The organism is Amycolatopsis sp. NPDC004625, from assembly GCF_040609695.1.
Classification (GTDB): Bacteria; Actinomycetota; Actinomycetes; order Mycobacteriales; family Pseudonocardiaceae; genus Amycolatopsis.
Window position 1 is genome coordinate 43538 of sequence record NZ_JBEXKX010000028.1, and the last position, 20262, is coordinate 63799.

Consider the following 20262-nt stretch of genomic DNA (forward strand, 5'->3'; position numbering starts at 1 on the left):
CCATGGGTGATTCGACCGCGGCAAAAGCGGCTTTGCGGGCCCAGCGCATCGAAACGCCGTCGTGGGCGTACGCGAACTCGGGCACCCGGTTCAAGGTGTTCCCGCAACCCGGTGTCCCGCGGACGCCGGAGGAGAAGATCGCCGACGCCGCGACGGTGCACCGGTTCACCGGGGTGGCGCCGAGCGTGGCGCTGCACATCCCGTGGGATCGCGTGGACGACTACGGTGCCCTGACCGCGTACGCGCGGGATCTGGGTGTCGAGATCGGCGCGATCAACACCAACGTCTTCCAGGACGAGGACTACAAGCTCGGGTCGGTGACCAACCCGGACGCGGGCATCCGCCGCAAGGCGACCGACCACCTGCTGGAGGCCATCGACATCATGGACGCGACGGGTTCGCGCGACCTGAAGCTGTGGTTCTCCGACGGCATCAACTACCCCGGCCAGGACGACATCCGGGACCGGCAGGACCGGCTGGCCGCGGCGCTGCGCGAGACGTACGACCGGCTGGGCCCGGACCAGCGGATGCTGCTGGAGTACAAGCTGTTCGAGCCGGCGTTCTACGCCACCGACGTCCCGGACTGGGGCACGTCCTACGCCCACTGCGTGGAGCTGGGGGAGCGGGCGACGGTGTGCATCGACACCGGCCACCACGCCCCGGGGACGAACATCGAGTTCATCGTGGCGTTCCTGCTGCGGGCCGGGAAGCTGGGCGCGTTCGACTTCAACTCCCGCTTCTACGCCGACGACGACCTGATGGTCGGGGCGGCGGACCCGTTCCAGCTGTTCCGGATCATGTACGAGATCGTCCGCGGCGACGCATTGGATCCTGCCTACGGTATTGCGTTCATGCTCGACCAGTGCCACAACATCGAGGCGAAGATCCCGGCGATCATCCGGTCGGTGATGAACGTCCAGGAAGCCACCGCGAAGGCGTTGCTGGTGGATCGCCCGGCGTTGCGGACGGCGCAGCAGGCGGGTGACGTGCTCGCCGCGAACGCGGTGCTGATGGACGCCTACAACACCGACGTGCGGCCACTGCTGGCCGAGCTGCGCACCGAGGCCGGGCTCGACCCGGACCCGATCGCCGCCTACCACCGCAGCGGGTACCAGGAGCAGATCGTGGCCGAGCGCGCCGGCGGCACGCAGGCCGGATGGGGAGCATGACGATGACCGTGCCGGAGCAGCTCGTCGCGCGCAGCAACGCGCTCGGGGCCGACCCGCGCAACACCAACTACGCCGGGGGCAACACCTCCGCCAAGGGGGCGGTGACCGACCCGGTCACCGGCTCGCCCACGGACGTCCTGTGGGTCAAGGGCTCCGGCGGCGACCTCGGGACGCTGACCGAAGCCGGGCTGGCCGTGCTGCGGCTGGACCGGCTGCGTTCCCTGGTCGACGTCTACCCCGGCGTCGAGCGCGAGGACGAGATGGTCGCCGCGTTCGACTACTGCCTGCACGGCCGGGGCGGCGCGGCGCCGTCGATCGACACGGCGATGCACGGTCTCGTGGAGGCCCCGCACGTCGACCACCTGCACCCGGACTCGGGCATCGCGCTGGCCACGGCGGCCGACGGCCCGGCGCTGACGAAGGAGTGCTTCGGCGACCGGGTCGCGTGGGTGGACTGGCGGCGGCCGGGGTTCCAGCTGGGCCTGGACATCGCCGCGGTGAAGGCGGCCAACCCGCAGGCCATCGGCGTGATCCTCGGCGGCCACGGCATCACGGCGTGGGGCGCGACCTCGGAAGAGTGTGAGCGCAACTCCCTGGAGATCATCCGGACCGCCGAGGAGTTCCTGGCCTCCCGGGGCGCGCCGGAGCCGTTCGGGCCGGTCGTACCCGGCTTCGAGGCCCTGCCCGTCGAGGAGAGGCATGCGCGGGCGGCCGCGCTGGCGCCGGTGATCCGCGGGCTGGCCTCGACCGATCAGCGGGTCGTCGGCCACTACACCGACAGCGATGGCGTCCTCGAGTTCCTCTCCCGCGAGAAGCTCGGGCCCCTGGCCGCGCTCGGCACGTCGTGCCCGGACCACTTCCTCCGCACGAAGGTCCGCCCGCTCGTGGTGGACCTCCCGGCGACCGCACCCGTCGAGGACGTCGTCGCCCGGCTGAAGGAATTGCATACCGAATACCGTTCAGCGTATGCCGCATACTACGAGCGGCACGCGGACGCCGATTCGCCCGCGATGCGCGGCGCCGACCCGGCCATCGTGCTCGTCCCCGGCGTCGGGATGTTCTCCTTCGGCAAGGACAAGCAGACCGCGCGGGTGGCGGGGGAGTTCTACGTCAACGCCATCAACGTGATGCGCGGCGCCGAGGCCGTCTCGACCTACGCGCCGATCCCGGAAAGCGAGAAGTTCCGGATCGAGTACTGGGCGCTGGAAGAGGCGAAGCTGGCGCGGATGCCGAAGCCCAAGCCCCTCGCCGGGCGGATCGCGCTGGTCACCGGGGCGGGATCGGGGATCGGCAAGGCCATCGCGCAGCGGCTCGCCGCCGAGGGGGCGTGCGTGACGATCGCCGACCTCAACGGCGACGCGGCCGCGGAGGTCGCGGCGGAGATCGGCGGCACGGCCGTCACCGCCGACGTCACCGACGCCGCGGCGGTCCAGGCCGCGATCGACGCCACCGTGCTCGCCTTCGGCGGCATCGACCTGGTCGTCAACAACGCGGGCCTGTCCATCTCGAAGCCGCTGCTGGAGACCACCGAACGCGACTGGGACCTCCAGCACGACGTGATGGCCAAGGGCTCGTTCCTGGTCGCCCGCGCGGCGGCCAAGGCGATGATCGACCAGGGCATCGGCGGCGACATCGTCTACATCTCGTCCAAGAACTCGGTGTTCGCCGGCCCGAACAACGTCGCTTACGGCGCCGCGAAGGCCGACCAGGCCCACCAGGTGCGGCTGCTGGCCGCCGAGCTCGGCGGGCACGGCATCCGCGTCAACGGCGTCAACCCCGACGGCGTCGTCCAGGGTTCCGGCATCTTCGCCGGTGGCTGGGGCGCCCAGCGGGCCGCGGTGTACGGCGTCGAGGAGTCGAAGCTCGGCGAGTTCTACGCCCAGCGGACGATCCTCAAGCGCGAAGTGCTGCCCGAGCACGTGGCCGCTGCCGTGTTCGCCCTCACCGGCGGCGACCTCACCCACACCACCGGCCTGCACGTGCCGGTGGACGCCGGGGTGGCCGCCGCGTTCCTGCGTTAGGAGTTCCGATGACCCTCGACCGCATCACCCCGCGCCGGACCCGCGTCGGCCTGGTTTCCGGCGGGCTCGGGGCGTACTGGCCGCAGTTCCCGTCGCTGCTGCCCCAGCTGGAGGCGTCCGCGCGGCGAGTCTCTTCGCGACTGTCCGAACTGGACTGCGAGGTGATCGACGCCGGGTTCGTCTCGGACGCCGCCGAAGGGGCGGCCGCGGCGGAGAAGCTGCGGGTGGCCGGCTGCGACCTGATCGTCGGGTTCCTGACGACGTACCTGACCTCCAGCATGCTGGCCCCGGTCGCGCAGCGCTCGGGCGCGCCGGTGCTGCTGCTGAACCTGCAGCCCACCGAGGCGATGGACCACGAGTCCTTCGACACCGGCGCGTGGCTGGCCTACTGCGGCGCCTGCCCGCTGCCGGAGATGGCCAACGCGTTCCGCCGCCTGGGCGTCGAGTTCCGCTCGGTGTCCGGGTACCTGGAGGACGCGCGGGCGTGGACGCGGATCGAGCGCTGGATCAAGGCGGCCGGTGTCCGGGCGGCGCTGCGGCACGGCCGCCACGGCCTGCTCGGGCACCTCTACCCGGGCATGATGGACGTCTCGACGGACCCGACCCTGGTGTCGGCCCAGCTCGGTGGCCACGTCGAAATCCTGGAGGTCGACGACCTGCGGGTCCGCGTGGAGAAGGTCACCGACGACGAAACCGCCGCGCGCGTCGAGCTGGCCCGCGAAGTGTTCACTGTGGACGAGTCCGTTGTGGACGAAGACTTCGCGTGGGGCGCGCGCGTGTCCGTCGCCCTGGACCGGCTCGTTTCGGACTTCTCGCTGGATTCCCTGGCCTACTACCACCGCGGCCTCGACGGCGAGACGCACGAGCGCGTCGGCGCCGGGTTCATCCTCGGCGCGTCCCTGCTCACCGCCCGCGGCATCCCGGCCGTCGGCGAGTACGAACTGCGGACGTCGCTGGCGATGCTGGTCATGGACCGGCTCGGCGCGGGCGGCTCGTTCACCGAACTGCAGGCGCTGAACTTCCGCGACGGCGTGGTCGAGATGGGTCACGACGGGCCGGCGCACCTCGGGATCAGTGCCCGCAAGCCGCTGCTGCGCGGCCTCGGCGTCTACCACGGCAAGCGCGGCTGGGGCGTGTCGGTGGAGTTCGACGTCAAGCACGGGCCGGTGACGCTGTGCGGGCTCGGCCAGCGGCGTGACGGGACGTTCACGCTGATCGCGTCCGAAGGCACGGTGGTGCCGGGGCCGCTGCTGCGGATCGGCAACACGACGTCCCGCGTCGACTTCGGCGGCGACCCGGGCGAGTGGACCGACGCGTGGTCGGCGAGCGGCATCGCCCACCACTGGGCGCTCGGCACGGGCCACCGCGTCGCCGAGCTGACGGCGGTGGCGGACCTGCTCGGCCTGGAGCTGACGGTGGTCAGCCCGTGAAACGAGTGGCGGCCGTCGACCTCGGCGCGTCCAGCGGCCGGGTGATGGCGGGCACGGCCGGGCCGTCGGTCCTGGCGGTGGAGGAGATCCACCGCTTCCCGAATGCCGGCGTCCGCGCGGGGCCGCACCTGTACTGGGACATCCTCGGGCTGTACCGCGAGACCCTGGCCGGAATCCGCGAAGCGGGCCGCCTGGACGGAATCGGAATCGACTCCTGGGCGGTCGATTACGGCCTCTTGGACGACCGCGGCGTGTTGCTGGGCAACCCGGTGCACTACCGCGACTCCCGCACGGACGGCGTACCGGCTTCGGTCGCCGCTGCCATCTCGGCACGCGCGCTCTACGACGTGACGGGGTTGCAGCAGCTGCCGTTCAACACGCTGTACCAGCTCGTTTCCGAAGGCGACCGCCTCTCGGCGGCGTCGACGATGCTGCTCATCCCGGACTTGCTGAACTACTGGCTCACGGGGTCGATCGGCGCAGAGCGGACGAACGCGTCAACAACCCAGCTGTACGACGTCCGTGCTGGCACGTGGGCTGCTTCGCTGGCATCTCGCTTGGGGATCCCGCCTCGCTTGCTGCCCCCGCTGCGCGACCCGGGCACGGTGGTGGGCACGGCGGACGAGCTGGGCGGAGTCCCGGTGGTGGCGGTGGGTTCCCACGACACGGCGTCGGCAGTGGTGGCGGTCCCTGCCTCCCCGGGGACCAACTTCGCTTACATATCATCGGGAACATGGTCCCTGGCCGGTCTCGAACTGCCCGCGCCGGTCCTGAGCGACGAGGCCCTGGCGGCGAACTTCACCAACGAGGGCGGCGTCGACGGCACAATCCGTTTCCTGCGCAATGTGATGGGCTTGTGGGTTCTTTCGGAGACATTGCGGACATGGTCCACATCGGACTTGCCGTCGCTGCTCACGGCCGCAGCGGCAGCCCCCGCCTTGGCCGCGGTGGTGGACATCGACGCGCCCGAGTTCCTCCCACCGGGCGACATGCCTTCCCGTATTGCCGCGGCGTGCCAAGCAATCGGCCAGCGCCCGCCGTCCGACCGGGCGGCGGTGGTCCGGTGCATCGTGGACAGCCTGGCGCTGGCCCACCGCCGGACGATCCACATGGCGGCCCGCATCACCGGCCGCGAGGTCGACGTGATCCACCTGGTGGGCGGCGGAGCCCGCAACGAACTGCTGTGCCAGTCGACGGCGGACGCGTGCGGAGTGCCGGTCCTGGCCGGTCCGGTCGAAGCGGCGGCGCTGGGGAACGTACTGGTCCAGGCCCGGGCGCTGGGGGAGGATCTGCCGGACTTGGCGTCGATGCGGGCGTTGGTGCGGGAAACGCAGGAGATCCGCCGCTACGAGCCCTCGGGCACGTCCGACTGGGCAGCGGCGGAGGCACGGCTGGGCTGACTGGCCCGGATCTCGGTCAGAAGCTCTCGTGCTTCCTGGCGGCAGAGAACGCTCAGGAGAGCCAACCCCCGCGCCGCGTCAACCCGGATGTGAAGGGGAACGCTCTCGTCGCGCGCCAGTTCCCGGCACACGAGCGCGGCGGGCTCACGGTAGTCCCGGTGCACCGTCGCCAGCCTGTCGGCACACTGCAGCCTGACCAGCGGGTCGAGCGCCGTGTCCTCGGCCATGGCTCGCAAGGCGAGCGCAGCCTCTTCCGGCTCGTACCGGCCGACGGTTTCGAGCACCTGGAACCGGACGGCAGGGCAGGCGGTGGCTTGAAGCCGGCGAAGGAGGGCCAATGCCTCACCGCGCAGATCGGGCCGGACATCGCCGAGCACCCGCGCGGAGTTCACCCGCGCCAGGACCGGCAACGCCTCGTCGGTCATCATCGCCCGAAGCCGCTCCACGGCGAGCGTCCGGCCGCGCGCGCCGAACAACGCAAGAGCCCGGGCCGTCCGCCAGCGCAGCGCGGGCCGCGACGCCGGATCCCCGGCGATGGTCGCGAGAATCCGAGCGCCGCGCTCGCGGTCTTCGCGTGTGTAGTCGCGCATCCAGTTCGCCGCCAGCCAGCGCGTCGCCGGGTTGCTCCGCGGGTCGTCGCGAAGGGCCCGGATGTCGTCGAGCTGTTCGAGCGCAGCGAACAACGCGATCCGCGGCTGATCGGCGAGGCGCGGATCGTGGAGCAACCGGGTCAGTCGGACGCGGTCGGCGGCCGTCAGCGGTTCGGGATCGAGGTCGATGAGGAAGTCGGCGGCCTCGACCCGCGGCCGCCACCCGGCGCCGTCGAGTGTGGCACGCGCGTCGGCGAGGAGACGTCTCCGCCAGGACGGGTCCAGCTCCGCGAGGGCAAGGAGCCGTTGCCGCCGGAGATGGCCGCTTCCGCCGAGTTCCGACAAGAGCGCGATGGCTTCCGGAAGGAGGCGGGGGGAGAGCCCGCCCAGCGCAGTCGCGGCGGCGATCCGCTCGCGCGCGGGAGTTTCGGGAGCGGCCAGCGTGTCCCGGAGGGTGGCTTCGAGCTCGCTCGCGACGGACCAGTTGTCCCAATAGCCCGACGTCGTCGCCGTCCAGGAGTCGACGAGAGAAAAGCGGTCGGCGATGGTGGCTCGCGAGACGGCCCGGAACTCGGCCGCGGGCAGGAGACTGGCGATGTTCTGCCGCACGGTGGCGGACGCGGCCGGGTCGTGCACGATGGCCCGCGCGAGCGGAACGAGCTCGGCCGGCGGCGGGTTGCTCCAGTTGAGCCTGTTCAGGGCGACCGAACGTTCCGCGCCATACAGCTCGGAGCTGCCGGCCAGGCGCCGGAGGACGGCCATCGCGGCAATGTGCTGTGCCGGATCGAGCTGCACGAGGGTGTTCGCCGCCTCGCAGCGGTGGGAAACGAGTTCCCCTTCGTCGTCGAGCGCCCTTCGGTGGAAGATGATCGCCTCGTCGAGAGTGTCGGGGTCGAGCTCGATGAGTTGCAAAGCAGCTCTGGACCGCCAGCTGAAGGGGATGAGGTCGTCCTCGATCTGCGCTCGCAGTTCGGCCGACGCTTCACTGCTCGGCCCGGGACCGTACTCGCCGAGCAACTTGGTGCAGTACTGCCGCAACCACAGCTCCGCGTTCGCGGCCGACATGCCGGTCCGCAACTCGCCGGCCAGGTCCTCGCCGAGCGCGACGAGCTCCCGCGCGTGACTGACCCACGCGGAGATGCCGATGTCGTGTCGAAGCCGCCGCACTGCGTCGAGGGCGGCCGGGAGGGTTGCCCGGTTCTTCCGTGCGACGATCATGGCCGCTTCGAAGCGGCGGCGGCCGGTGATCGATTCGTCGGACAGCAGGGCGTGCATTGCTGCATCCATCCGGGAATCGGACACGTCGAGCCCGGCCAATGCCTCGGCGGTTGCACAGATCGATTCGGCCGAGGCCGGCCCCGGCACCACGGCGGCGGTGAGGACCTGCGCCAGTTCGGCTCGCCGGGCGGCGCTCACTTCGGCGAAGGCGCCGACCGCCTGGGAGAGCTCGTCGACGGGTATTTCGTTCCGGCCGAGGAGCTCGACGAAACCGGAAACCGCCAGGGGGTGGTAATGCCGCCCGAGGTTGACCAGGCTGCGGGCCGCGGCCACGCGGTGCCGGACACCCCGCGCCGGATCGCGCAGGATCGCGCCGAGTGGGGCTGCGGCACGCGCGTCGATGTCGTCGTCGTGGAGGACGCCGATCGAACTGTGCGTCTCCCAGGCATCCGCTTCCCGGGGGCTGAGCAGGTCGAGGATGGCGTCCGATGCCTGGTGGTGGCGGACTGTCCCGAGCAGCCGGAGCGCCTGCCAGGCGGACATGCGCAACTGGGGATCGATCCGGCGAGCCGAGGCGATTTCGAGGAGATGCCGGGCCGCCTCCGGGTGGAACTCGGGCCCGAGCCGGATCAGTTCACGGCCCGCATCGAGGCGGAGCTCGGGCTGGGCGCCGCGGTCCGTCAGATCGCCACGCAGCACGAGCACGGCGGCCGCTCGGTGTGGTTCGCCGAGGTCGGCGAGCTTGCCCAGAGCCAGCGTGCGTTCGAAGTGCTCGGCGTGGGGGTGGCCCACCACCCGGGTCAGCTCGCCGGCCGCTTCCGCGTGGTGTTCCGGACCGAGGTCGGCGAAGTTGTCGGCCGTCCACAGCAGAGCGTTGGTGCCGGCCGACCGGTTGGCGGCGACGGCGCGCAGCATGGCGAGGGCCCGGTCGTGGAACTCCGGACCGATTTTCCCCAGCACGCCGGCGATGTTCACCCGGAAGGACGGGCCCGTACCGGGGCGGGATGCCAGCGCAGTCAGCAGTTCCCCGGCCGCGAGCCGGTGCTCGGGGCCCAGATCGGCGAGGATACGGGCCGCGGTCAGGCGGAGGCCGTTCGGTCGCTGGCCGGCGAGCTGGGCCTTGAGCATGGCAACCGTTTCCGCGAGGTGGTCGGGGCCCAGTGAGGCCAAGCCCACGGCGGCGTCCCACAGGTGGAGCGTGGCGCCTTCTCGCCTGGCGAGGACGGCGCGGAAGAGGTCGGCGCACCGCTCCTCGTACCCGGCCCCGATCTCGAGCAGCCCCGTGGCCGCGTGGACCATGTCCTCCTCGGGGACTTGAGGATCGTCGAGCAGGGCCACCAGCGCTTCGATGGCCCGGGCCCGCGGCTCCTGACCCAGTCCCGCCAATACGATCGCCGCATTCCGGCACTGCAATGCCGATGCCGCCGGGTCCGCCAGTACCGAGCGCAGCCCTGTCACCGCCGTGACGCGCTCGGCCGCCCCGCACTCCGCCAGCGCCTTCGCAGCTTCGAACCGGAACTCGACCGCGATCGTCTCGTCCTCGACGACCGATCGCAGCATCGCCACCGCATCGACGCGGTCAGCACCGTACAACCGCGCCGCCAATGCCCGGCCGGCCTCGATCCGCGACTCCCACGGCGCTTCCGGATCGCCCATCAAGTCGCGCAGCCACCCCGCCAGCGCCGGGTGGTGGGCCGCCCGGCTCACCTGGGTGAGGATCACCTGGGCCGGGTACTGCGTCGTCATCGCCCACTTCCGGGCCGTGGCCAGGAAAGCGTCCGCCACCTCCGCGCTTGCCGGTGCGTGCCAAGCCAGCAGTCGCGCCGCCAGGACGTGCATCGCCGGGTTGCCCGCGTGCAGGTGCTCGATCAAGCGGTCCGTCTCGGGTTGCCGCAACCGCGTGTAGTGCAGCAACACGAGCCGGGCGTGCCGCCCTCGCTCGCCCGGGCGTGCGGTGTGCAAGAGCCGGACGAAGTCTTCGGCCGTCGGGTCGAACGAGTCCGGGAGGCGGAGTGCGTGCGCGGTCGCCGCGAGGTGTTCGGCGAAACTGTGGTGGAGGAACCGCAGCTCGCCCGCCCGGGACACGAACGGGCCGACCGCGGTCAGGTACGTCGTCAGCCGGTCGCGCCAGTTCGGCGTGGCGCAGGCGTGCGGCACCTCCGCGGCCGTCCACTCGCAGGCCGCCGTCAGGAGCGACGTGTCCTCCTCCAACCGCACGCAGCCGAGGTGTTCGAAGAGCCGCGAGCGGCACTCGTCCCAGGGGGACGGCGGGATCGAACGCGCGGACTGCAGGTACGCCAGGTAGCTCTCGTAGAGCTCGTACCGGTTGTCCGGCAGCCGCCGGTCGGTGTCCTGCTCGAACATGATCGCGGCGATCGTGGCCAGCAGGGGCACCCGGACCAGCTCGTCCAGGTTCGCGTCGTGCACCTGGCGGACGAACCGCTCCGCCATGTCGCCCTCGGCGAACCAGTTGGCCGCGAAGTGGCGCAGCGCCTCTTCGTCGAACGGCAGGAGTTCGTAGCGCGCCGCCCCGGCTCCGTGGAACGGCGCCAGCGCGGCCCCGGCGATCGGCCGGGTGGTCAACACGATCCGGAAGTGCGCCGACGCCTCCTGGGACGCCCGCGCGGCCAGGACCTTGATCAGCCGATCGCGCTGGACGAGGTCGGCGACCTCGTCCAGGCCGTCGACGAGGAGCAGCCAGCGGCAGCCCGCCACGCGCCGGGCCAGCGTGGCGGCCTCGATCGAGAAGTCCAGCAGTGCGCCGTACTCGGCCTCGATGCTTTCGGCCAGGGCCTGGAAGAATGGCACGGTGAGCCGGGTGGCGAGTTCCCGGGCGGGCAGGCGCAGCGGGACCACCGGTTCGGCGAGCGGTGCTTCGCCGTCGTGGCCCTTCCACTGGGCGGCGATGTCCGCGGCCAGCCGGAGCGAGAGCGTCGACTTGCCCTGGCCGGGCCCGCCGGTGACGAGCAGGTGGTCGTCGTCGTCGAGGGCCGCCCGCACCGTGCGGGACGGCGGCCGCACGACCAGCCGCGGCACCGGCCGGGTGGGCAGGTCGATCCGCTGCCCGCGGCCGTCGAGCACCGGACGCGGGCGCGCCGGCTCGGACGGCCCGCTGTCGGTTTCGCTGCTGATCTCCTGACGCACGTAGACGGCCGCGAGCGACGTCTGCCGGGCGCCGGGCAGCTGGTACGGCAGGTCCTTCGCGGTCTCGATCTGGGCTTTCAGCAGGTGCCGGACCGCCGGTGGCAGCTCCGGCCGGTCGTCCCATCCCCGAGGCGGCGTGATCTCCGGCTCCGCCACCGGTGCGCTCCCGTGGAAGTGCACGTCCCCGAGGATCGCGCCGGCCTGCACCGCGGCGTGGACGTTTCCGACGATCCGGTTGCCCGTGCCCTGGTCGTCCGCCACGGCTCAGAGGTTGATGTTGCCGTGCACGTCCCGCAGCTGCACGACCTTCCCGGTGACCGTCCCCGTCACCGAATTGTGCACGTCCCCGTGGGAAACCCGGCTCTCCGGGAGCTTCTCCCACTCCTCCCGCAACGTCTCGGCGAACTCGGCGTCCTCCACCTCCGCCTCGGACAACCGCTCGGCCAGAGCCGTGATCGGCCGGTCGTCCTCCGGGGCGGACGAGGCCGCCTCCAGGGCCGCGATGGCCGTGGGGTTCTTCGCGAACTTGCGTCTGACCAGGTCGTAAAGGCCGGTCGCACCCTTCGCCGCCAGTGCGGCGGCGATGGAGACCAGGATCGGTTCGGGCATGCCTCCAACCTACTGGCGCACGTGCTCCCCGAGCTACAGCCAGCCGCGCTCGTCGGCGATCCGCACGGCTTCGATCCGGTTGCGGGCGCCGGTTTTGGTGATCGCCGCCGAGACGTAGTTGCGGACCGTGCCCTCCGTCAGGTAGAGGCGGCCGGCGATCTCGGCGATCGTCGCGCCGGTGCGGGCCGTGATGAGGACGTCGCGTTCGCGGGCCGTCAGCGGTGAGCCGCCCGCCGCCAGGGTGGCCACCGCCAGGGCCGGGTCCACCACGCGCTCGCCGGCCCGGACGCGGCGGATCGCGTCGGCCAGCACGTCGGCCGGTGCGTCCTTCACCACGAACCCCGCCGCGCCCGCCTCCATCGCGCGGCGCAGGTAGCCCGCGCGCCCGAACGTCGTGAGCATGACGACGCGGCAGTCCGGCACCTGCGCGGTGAGCACCGCCGCGGCCGCCAGCCCGTCCAGGCCCGGCATCTCGATGTCGAGCAGCGCCACGTCGGGCCGGTGCTCGCGGGCCGCCGCGACGACCTCGTCGCCGCGGCCGACCGACGCCACCACCTCGAAGTCGTCCTCGAGCGAGAGCAGCGCGCAGAGCGCTTCGCGGACCAGCGCCTGGTCGTCGGCGAGCAGCAGCCGGATCGTCACAGCGTCACCCGCAGCCGCCAGCCGTCCGGGTGCAATGGACCGGCGGACAACGTCCCCCCGGCCGCCTCGACACGCTCGCGCAGCCCGTCCAGGCCGGAACCGTGGGGCGCGGGCCCGCCCACGCCGTCGTCGGCCACCGCCACCGAGGCGGCCGAAAGGGTGACCGTGCACCGGGTCGCGCGGGCGTGGCGCGCGACGTTCGTGAGGCCTTCCCGCACCACCCAGCCGAAGAGCTCCTGGCGGTCGGGGGCGACGACGTCGGTGGCCGTCGGCAGGTCCGCGGCCACACCGCAGGCGCGTAGCAGCTCGCGGCCGCGGGCGAGTTCGCCGGCCAGCGTCACCTCGCGGTAGCCCGAAACGGCCGCGCGGACGTCGGTGAGTGCCTGCCTCGCCAGCGTCTCGACGGCCGCCATCTCCTCGCCCGCACGGGTGGCCTCGGCGGTGACGAGCCGCCGGGCGAGGGTGCTCTTGACCGTGATCGCGGTGAGCGAGTGCCCGAGCAGGTCGTGCAGGTCGCGGGCGATCCGGGCGCGTTCGGCCTCGGACGCCAGCCGCGCGACCTCGGCGCGGGCCTCGACTAGCGCGGTGTTGGCGCGGATCGCCTCGGCGAACGCGGAAACCATGAGGACGGTGAAGACGAGCGCGACCGCCTGCGTCCAGCCCGGCCCGCTCTGCCACGGCCGCACCGCCCACGGCACGGCGACGGCGGCGACGGCCGACACCGCTACCAGCGCGGCGGCGGCCCGCCGGGGCAGCCGCGGAGCGGCCAGGGACAGGACGACGGCGGCGAGGAAGAACGCGTCGGCGTGGGCGAAGGGGAGGGCGGCGGCGAACAGCACCGCGCAGCCGCCCACCAGCAGCCAGAACGGCCGGGCCGCCCGGCGGGCCGCGGCGGCCGCGGCCAGCAGGTAGCCGGCGGCGAACGCGGCGACGACCGCGCAACCCAGGACCGCGCCGACGCCCGAGGAATGCTGCAGCACCGCCGCCACCGTCACGGCCGGGTAGACGAGCATGCCCGCGTCGAGCAGCCGCAGCCGCCAGCCGCGCACCCAGCGCTGCACGTCGCCCGTCCCGTCCACCGGGCGCACGCTACCGCGTCCGCAGCCGCCGGCCGTTGACCAGCAGGGTGACGCCGAGCAGCAGCACCCCGCAGGCGGCCTGCTCGATCCGCAGCCACAGCGGGAACAACCCGGGCAGCACGACGATGACGGCGATCGCCACGAGCATCACCGCCGAGACGATCCGCAGCCGCAGCAGGCCCTTCCGCGAGCCCCGGGCGGCGCTGCGGGCGAAGGCGAACGTCAGCAGCGAACTGGCGACGACGATGGTGGCCCGCACCCAGACGGCGTCGGTCACCATCGCCGGGTGGTTCCGGAACACGACGATGACGACGAAGGTGAGCAGGGACAGCCCGGCGTAGGCGCCGGTGAGCAGCAGCACCGGGCGGAAGCCGGCGGTTTCGGTTCTGGTCATGCCGGAAATGCTCGCCGCGGAGGCCGGTCGCGGGGCAGTGCCGTCCCGCACCGGCCCACCGTGACATTTGTCAGCGGCGCGGTGCTGGGAGAGCGCTCTCACAGCGTGCTACAAAAGAGGGGTGACGACGCAGCCGCCCACCCTGGAGGACGTCGCGCGGGTCGCCGGCGTCTCACGCGCCACGGTGTCCCGCGTGGTGAACAGCGTGCGCAACGTCGACCCGAAGCTGCGCGAGACGGTCGAACGCGCGATCGCGGACACCGGGTACGTCCCGAACCGGGCGGCGCGCACGCTGGTCACCCGGCGCACCGGCGGGATCGCGCTGGTCGTGTCCGAGCCGGAGCGGCACGTCGAAGCGTTCACCGGAGGAGTGTTCGGCGACCCCTTCTTCGGCCGGGTCGTCGAAGGGGTGGTGGCGCACCTGCGGCCGCACGACCTGCACCCGCTGCTGATGCTCGTCGACAGCGACGAAGAGCGCACGAAACTGGTGCCGAAGCTGCGCCAGGAACAGGTGAACGGGGTCCTGCTGATTTCGCTGCACCCGGCGCAGGACCCGCTGCCGCGCGCCCTGACCGACGCGGGTGTCCCGACGGCGCTGTTCGCGCGGCCCGCGCGCCCGGCGCCGGTCTGCTACGTCGACGTCGCCCACCAGGACGGCGCCCGGCTCGCGGCGGAGCGGCTCGTCGCGCGCGGCTGCCACCGCGTCGCCACGATCGCCGGCCCGGCGGGCACCCCGGCGGGGCAGGACCGGCTGGCCGGGTTCCGCGACGCGATGGCCCGCCACGGCCACGCGTACGTCGCGGTCGCCGAGGGCGACTTCACCGAGCGGGGCGGCGAACGGGCGATGGAGCGCCTGCTCGCGGAGGAACCCGGCGTGGACGGCCTTTTCGTGGCGAACGACCTGATGGCGTACGGGGCGCTGACGGTGCTGCGCGAAGCGGGCAGGCGGGTGCCGGACGACGTGGCGGTGATCGGCTTCGACGACAGCCGGGTCGCGCTGAGCTGCCGCCCGCGGCTGACGACGGTCCGCCAGCCGGTCGAGGAGATGGGCGCGGCGATGGCCCGGATGGTCCTCGAGCGCATGGCCGACCCGCAGCTGCGCGCGGAATCGGTGATCTTCGAGCCGCAGCTGGTGGTCCGCGACTCGGCCTGAGCGCTAGGTTCGGCAGCGTGCCCGAAACCCAGCGCAAACCCGTGCCGCGCAACGACGGCGGCGAGCTCGACACCGCGACGGCGTTCCTGTCGTTCGCCCGCGAGTGCGTGCTCAAGAAGACCGGCGGCCTGACCGAGGAGCAGCTGCGCCGGGTCCTGGTCGGCTCGGGCACCACGCTGCTCGGGCTCGTCCACCACCTGACCCTCGCCGAGCGCGTCTGGTTCGGCCACCACGTCGCGGGCGGCCCGGACCCCGGCGACGTGGGCATGGACGTCCCGGCCGGGCTCACCGCCCCCGAGATCCTGGCCGGCTACCGGGCGGCGATCGAGGCGAGCGACGCGGCGATCCGGGCCGCCGGGCACCCGGACACGCCCGCGGCGGTGCCGATCGACGGCACGTTCCACACCCTGCGGTGGGTGCTCGCGCACATGACGAGCGAGACCGCCCGGCACGCCGGCCACGCCGACATCCTGCGGGAACAGCTCGACGGCGTCACCGGCCGCTGATCTGTCCGGGACAAGTTCCGCCCGGTGGTCTGGACATCGGCCGAAACCCTGTGCTCAGCTTTCCAACGTTGTAACGCCGCCGAGTCCCCTTCACCGGAACGGAGTTCCGCCGTGCGGACCAGAACCGCGAGAACCATCCGGCGGGCGTGCGCGCTCGCCGTCGCCGGGGTCGCCGCCGCGGGGGTGACCGTCGCGACACCCGCCGCGGCCGGGCCCGCGCGCCAGACCGTCACCGCCGGGAACGCCCGCTTCCAGGTGCTGTCCCCGACCCTGATCCGCACCGAATACGCCGGCGACGGCCGGTTCACCGACGCCGCCACCTTCAACGCCGTCGGCCGCGGCGCCTTCACGCCGACGTCGTACACGAGCACCACCTCCGGCGGCGTCCTCACGATCAGGACCAGCGCGACCACGCTGACCTACCGGCTGAACTCGGGCCCGTTCGACGGCGGCAACCTCGAAATCCGCACGAACGCCGGCGCGACCCCGGTGCTCGCGGCGCCGTGGCACCACCTGACCTGCACGGCCGGGGCGCTGTGCGAGGCCGAAGACCTCACCACCGACGGCCTCGGCGTCGCGACCGACCACTCCGGCTACACCGGCGAAGGCTTCCTCGCCGGCTTCGAAAGCACCGGCAACTCGGTGACGGCGGACGTCCTCGCCCCCACCGCCGGCACGTACGCGCTGACTGCCCGCTACGCCAACGGCCAGGGCGGCGACGGCCAGCACGTCACGCGCACGCTGAGCGTTTCGGTCGACGGGGGAGCGGCGCAGAAGCTCACCCTGCCGGTGACGGCCGACTGGAACGCCTGGGCGCTCGCCTCGGTCCCGGTCACCCTGGGCGCCGGCCACCACAGCGTCCGCCTCGAACGGACCGCGAGCGACTCCGGCAACGTCAACCTCGACGGCCTGGCCGTGCTGACCCCCGGCGCGGCCTTCCCGCCCGCGTCGGCCCGCGCCTTCACCGGCTGTCCCGCCGGGGTGAGCTGCGAGGCCGAAGCCGGGCTCCGCTCGGGTTCCGCGGTCGTCGCGACCGACCACACCGGGTACGCCGGACGCGGCTTCGTCGCCGAGCTCAACCGCGGCTCGACGCTGACCCACCGCGTGGCGGACGTCCCGGCCGACGGCTCCTACCTGCTGCACGTCCGTTACGCCAACGGCACCGGCGGCGACGGCCGGCACGAAACGCGCACCGCCGCCGTCACCGCGAACGGCGTCACCCGCACGCTGAGCCTCCCGGTCACCGACAGCTGGGATGCGTGGAAGAGCGCCTCCGTGCCGGTCGACCTGAAGGCGGGCACGAACGACGTCGTCCTGGGCTGCCCCGACGACACCAGCTGCCACGTCAACATCGACACCGTCGCGATCACGCCGTCCGGCGGCGCCGCGCCGCCGCCGCACCTCGCGCTCGGCGGCTACCGGCGCGGCCTCGACGGCGTCAACGGCGACAACGGCGCGCCCTCGACCACCGAGGGCCTGCTGCACCAGGACGGCTGGTACCTGCTTGACGACAGCCCTTCGGCGTTGTACGACACCCGCACGCGCGCGGTGACGCAGCGGCCGTCGCACGGCGGAAACCCCTACCAGGACGGCTATGTCTTCACCTTCGGCCACGACTACAAGGCCGGGCTGCGCGATCTGGCGACCCTGACCGGGCCGCCGCAGCTGCTGCCGCGCTGGGCCTACGGCGTCTGGTACTCCGAGTACATCGACCGCACCGCGGCCGACTACCGCGACCGGATCCTGCCCAAGTTCCGCAGCGAAGGCGTCCCCCTGGACGTCCTGGTGACCGACACCGACTTCAAGGCCCCGGACACCTGGAACGGCTGGCAGTTCGACACGGCGAAGTTCCCCGACCCGGCCGGGTTCTTCGCCTGGTCGAAGGCCCAGGGGCTGCACAACAACCTCAACATCCACCCCAGCATCATGGGTTCGGACCCGCAGTTCGCCCGCGCCCAGGCGACGGCGAAGGGCAAGCTGGCCAAGTCGGGCTGCGGCAGCGACTGCTACGTCTTCGACTGGGGCGACCCGGACCAGCTCAAGGCCTATCTCGACCTGCACGCCGGGATGATGCAGCAGGGCAACGACTTCTGGTGGCTCGACTGGTGCTGCGACGCCTCGCGCTCCAGCCTGCCCGGCGTCACGCCGGACGCCTGGATCAACCAGCAGTACGCCGACCTCGCGGCGCCCGCGACCGGTCGCGGGTTCGTCATCTCGCGGGCCTACGGGTCGCTGCAGGCCGGCGGCTACGGCGGCCCGACCGGGCTGGCGACCGGGCCGTGGGCGGACAAGCGCAGCACGCTGCACTTCACCGGCGACACGTCCTCGACCTGGGGCACGCTGCGGATGGAGGTCGGCATCACGCCGGCGGAATCGGCCGCGACGGGCATGTCGGCGATCAGCCACGACATCGGCGGCCACAACGACACGACCGGCCTGCGCGGCAGCGAGACCTACACCTCGGGCGGCCAGCAGCGCCAGACGGCCAAGCTGCCCGACGACATGTACGCGCGCTGGGTGCAGCTGGGCACGTTCCAGCCGATCGACCGGCTGCACAGCAACCACAGCGACCGGCTGCCGTGGCAGTACGGCGACGCGGCGAAGGCGTCGGCGACGAAGTTCCTGAACCTGCGCGAAAACCTGGTGCCCTACACCTACACGCTGGCCCAGGAGGCGGCGACGACCGGCGTCCCGGTGGTGCGGCCGACGTACCTGGAGTACCCGGACGAGCCGGCCGCCTACACCGCGGCCCAGAGCGAGTACTTCTACGGGCCGGACATGCTGGTGGCTCCGGTGACGTCCCCGGGCACGTCGGCGACGACGTCGGTCTGGTTCCCGCCGGGCCAGTGGACGGACTACTTCAGCGGCAGGACGTACGCGGGCGGGACGACCCAGCAGGTGACGTCCGACCTCGGCACGATGCCGGTGTTCCTCCGCGCGGGCGGCATCACGGCCACCCGGACGGCGGACGTCACCAACGACACCCAGAACCCGCTTGGCCGGGTGACGGTGACCGTGGCGCCGGGCCGCTCGGGCTCGTTCTCGCTGTACGAGGACAACGGTGTTTCGTCGTCGCGGTCTTCGTCGACGAAGATCACCTACAGCGAGCGCTTCGGAGCCCACACGGTCACGGTGGCACCCACCCAGGGCTCGTTCCGGGTGGCGCCCCGCGAGTGGACGGTGAAGTTCCTCGGCGTGACGTCGGCCCCGAGCCGCGTCAAGGTGGGCACCGGCTGGGCGCCGTCGTCGGCCTGGAAGTGGGACGCGGCGGCGAAGACGCTGACGGTGACCGCGCCGGTGCACCCGGGGTGGGCGCCGGTGACGGTCACGTACTGAGCCTCCGGCGGGCGGAGCCGGAAATGCCGCCGGGGCCACGGGATCACCGTGGCCCCGGCGGCCTTCTCACGTCGTTTTCGCGAGCAGGCCGGCCTGGTGCGTTCCTTCGGCGCCGGTCTCCCGCGCCAGAGCGCGAGTCTCCGCGTCCTCGCCGGAGGTCTGTTCACCCTGGGCCAGCACGACGAGCTGGGCCGCGTGCGCCCGCAGCAGCCCGATCAGCCGCCGGTCGAACCCGGCGCCCCGCTCGGTCCGCAGGGCCACCAGGTCGGCCGGGGTGACCATGCCCGGCATCTTGTGTCCACTGTGGATGTCGGTGGCCGGCAGCCCGGCCCGGTCACGTGCCGCCCGCAGGCGTCCCAGGAGGTTCTCCTGGGCGCTCGCGAAGGTGCCCGCCACCGCGCCGACCGTCGGGCTCTGCGTGTGGCCGGGCGCCAGGCGGGCCGCGTCCAGGGCGTGCTCGGTCATCGGCACGACCAGTTGCAGCCAGGCCACGTCGGTCGGGTTGAAGGGGGACGGGCCGGCGGGGGCGGCGGGGCCGGTGGTGGCGCAACCGCCCATGATCAGCGCCACCACCGCCGCCCCCAGGAGCGGCCGTCTCACGGACGGCCGGGCAGCCGGTAGTTCGGCCCGAGCACGGTGCCGCGGTCGGGCTTGTACAGGTCGAACCCGCGCGGGTCGCACTGCAGGCCGCCGTTGATGCAGTGCTTCACCAGCGCCGCCAGGGTTTCCGGGTCCCACGCGTTGAAGAAGTCGTAGTGCCACGAATACCCGCGCCCGCTGGCCAGGTGCACGCCGGACATGTCGCCGCTGACCGGGAACGCCATCTTGAACTCCAGCATCGGCACCGCCACCGGGTGGTCGGCCGGGCAGGTCAGCGTCGCCCGGTCCGGATAGGCCAGGTGGCTCTTGTGGTCGGCCGAATCCAGGTGGACGCCGTCCCAGCAGCTCGGCGCCTGGTACCGGATGTTGAGCTGGCTGCCGGCGACGCAGGTCACCGGGATGTCCCAGTTGTGGAAGCTGTCCCCGCACTCCCAGCCTTCGATCGCGCCGGGTGCGTGCTGGAACTCGTCCTGCGTCGCGGTGACACTCCCGGCCACGTACCGCAGGCCGGGCGGGAACGGCACCACCTTGGTGTAGTCGAGGATGCCGGACTTGTAGTAGACGACCTGCGCGAAGTTCGGCAGCACCACCTGGTTCCCGTTCAGCACGGTGGGGAACCAGTACGCGGACAGGTCGTCCGGGGCCAGGCAGGTCGTGTTCCCGACGCCCGCGTTCTGCAGCGACTGCAGGGTGGTGGCCGCGTTCGTCGTCCGGTTGCCGAGGAACGTGTGGTCGTGGGACGCGCCGGGCAGCCCGGGGAAGACGATCGGGTCGTCCGGCTGGTGGTGACTGGGGGAGCAGTTGACCTGGAACTCGTGGTGGGTCACCAGGTCGTCGGCCCCGGCGGGCGACCAGGTGGCCGCGGTCAGGAAGGCGCCTGCCAGCACGGTGGCGGCGGTGCAGGCGAGGAGCGCGGCTTTCGTTGCCAAGGGTCCTCCACGGTGAGGGTGCCAAGGATGGGAGAGCGCTCT

Annotated in this window: 14 protein-coding genes; 7 read left to right on the forward strand and 7 right to left on the reverse strand. The window is 72.4% G+C overall.

Annotated features, from left to right (window positions below):
* Window positions 1–2 precede the first annotated feature (2 nt).
* The 4 genes from rhaI to ABZW17_RS28705 are packed head-to-tail and all read left to right on the forward strand — an operon-like array spanning window position 3 to window position 6020.
* Window positions 3–1169, forward strand: a complete 1167-nt coding sequence (rhaI, locus tag ABZW17_RS28690) for an L-rhamnose isomerase (protein WP_354820840.1) — start codon at window positions 3–5, stop codon at window positions 1167–1169.
* A 2-nt stretch (window positions 1170–1171) separates the two neighbouring features.
* Window positions 1172–3190, forward strand: a complete 2019-nt coding sequence (locus ABZW17_RS28695; protein WP_354821039.1) for a bifunctional aldolase/short-chain dehydrogenase — start codon at window positions 1172–1174, stop codon at window positions 3188–3190.
* Window positions 3191–3198: 8 nt separating this feature from the next.
* Window positions 3199–4620, forward strand: a complete 1422-nt coding sequence (locus ABZW17_RS28700; protein WP_354820843.1) for an L-fucose/L-arabinose isomerase family protein — start codon at window positions 3199–3201, stop codon at window positions 4618–4620.
* 5 nt (window positions 4621–4625) lie between these two features.
* Window positions 4626–6020 carry a rhamnulokinase family protein gene (locus ABZW17_RS28705; protein ID WP_354821042.1) on the forward strand — a complete coding sequence of 465 codons (1395 nt, stop codon included), beginning with the start codon at window positions 4626–4628 and terminating at the stop codon, window positions 6018–6020.
* On the opposite strand, the gene ABZW17_RS28710 is transcribed toward ABZW17_RS28705, so the two are convergent.
* Genes ABZW17_RS28710 through ABZW17_RS28730 form a run of 5 tightly spaced genes read right to left on the reverse strand, consistent with a single transcriptional unit; the run spans window position 5966 to window position 13696 of the window.
* Window positions 5966–11233, reverse strand: coding sequence for an NACHT domain-containing protein (locus ABZW17_RS28710; RefSeq protein WP_354820846.1), 5268 nt, complete (start codon window positions 11231–11233; stop codon window positions 5966–5968). The genes ABZW17_RS28705 and ABZW17_RS28710 overlap by 55 nt on opposite strands.
* Before the next feature lie 3 nt (window positions 11234–11236).
* Window positions 11237–11581 carry a hypothetical protein gene (locus ABZW17_RS28715; protein ID WP_354820849.1) on the reverse strand — a complete coding sequence of 115 codons (345 nt, stop codon included), beginning with the start codon at window positions 11579–11581 and terminating at the stop codon, window positions 11237–11239.
* Window positions 11582–11614: 33 nt separating this feature from the next.
* Window positions 11615–12223, reverse strand: a complete 609-nt coding sequence (locus ABZW17_RS28720) for a response regulator transcription factor (RefSeq protein WP_354820852.1) — start codon at window positions 12221–12223, stop codon at window positions 11615–11617.
* Window positions 12220–13302, reverse strand: a complete 1083-nt coding sequence (locus ABZW17_RS28725) for a sensor histidine kinase (protein WP_354820855.1) — start codon at window positions 13300–13302, stop codon at window positions 12220–12222. Before ABZW17_RS28725 ends, ABZW17_RS28720 begins: the two co-directional genes overlap by 4 nt.
* 10 nt (window positions 13303–13312) lie before the next feature.
* Window positions 13313–13696 carry a hypothetical protein gene (locus ABZW17_RS28730; protein ID WP_354820858.1) on the reverse strand — a complete coding sequence of 128 codons (384 nt, stop codon included), beginning with the start codon at window positions 13694–13696 and terminating at the stop codon, window positions 13313–13315.
* 121 nt (window positions 13697–13817) lie between these two features.
* Between ABZW17_RS28730 and ABZW17_RS28735 the strand changes: the two genes are divergently transcribed.
* The 3 genes from ABZW17_RS28735 (at window position 13818) to ABZW17_RS28745 (ending at window position 18691) form a co-directional block, all read left to right on the forward strand.
* Entirely contained in the window at window positions 13818–14849 is a 1032-nt protein-coding gene (locus ABZW17_RS28735; RefSeq protein ID WP_354820861.1) for a LacI family DNA-binding transcriptional regulator, read from the forward strand.
* A gap of 17 nt (window positions 14850–14866) precedes the next feature.
* Window positions 14867–15355: a DinB family protein gene (locus ABZW17_RS28740; RefSeq protein WP_354820864.1), complete on the forward strand. Its 489-nt coding sequence runs from the start codon at window positions 14867–14869 to the stop codon at window positions 15353–15355.
* 111 nt (window positions 15356–15466) lie between these two features.
* On the forward strand, window positions 15467–18691 hold the full coding sequence (locus ABZW17_RS28745) for a TIM-barrel domain-containing protein (RefSeq protein ID WP_354820867.1): 3225 nt from the start codon (window positions 15467–15469) through the stop codon (window positions 18689–18691).
* Between the two features lie 66 nt (window positions 18692–18757).
* On the opposite strand, the gene ABZW17_RS28750 is transcribed toward ABZW17_RS28745, so the two are convergent.
* Together ABZW17_RS28750 and ABZW17_RS28755 are read right to left on the reverse strand one after the other, a co-directional pair.
* Window positions 18758–19291, reverse strand: coding sequence for a DUF305 domain-containing protein (locus tag ABZW17_RS28750; protein ID WP_354820870.1), 534 nt, complete (start codon window positions 19289–19291; stop codon window positions 18758–18760).
* Window positions 19288–20220, reverse strand: coding sequence for a DUF1996 domain-containing protein (locus ABZW17_RS28755; RefSeq protein ID WP_354820873.1), 933 nt, complete (start codon window positions 20218–20220; stop codon window positions 19288–19290). The genes ABZW17_RS28750 and ABZW17_RS28755 overlap by 4 nt, the downstream gene beginning before the upstream one ends.
* Between the last annotated feature and the right edge of the window lie 42 nt (window positions 20221–20262).

Coding starts and splice junctions, on each gene's coding strand:
- ABZW17_RS28695 (WP_354821039.1), top strand. CDS start 1,172: ATGACCGTGCCGGAGCAGCTCGTCGCGCGCAGCAACGCGCTCGGGGCC.
- ABZW17_RS28700 (WP_354820843.1), top strand. CDS start 3,199: ATGACCCTCGACCGCATCACCCCGCGCCGGACCCGCGTCGGCCTGGTT.
- rhaI (WP_354820840.1), top strand. CDS start 3: ATGGGTGATTCGACCGCGGCAAAAGCGGCTTTGCGGGCCCAGCGCATC.
- ABZW17_RS28715 (WP_354820849.1), bottom strand. CDS start 11,581: ATGCCCGAACCGATCCTGGTCTCCATCGCCGCCGCACTGGCGGCGAAG.
- ABZW17_RS28730 (WP_354820858.1), bottom strand. CDS start 13,696: ATGACCAGAACCGAAACCGCCGGCTTCCGCCCGGTGCTGCTGCTCACC.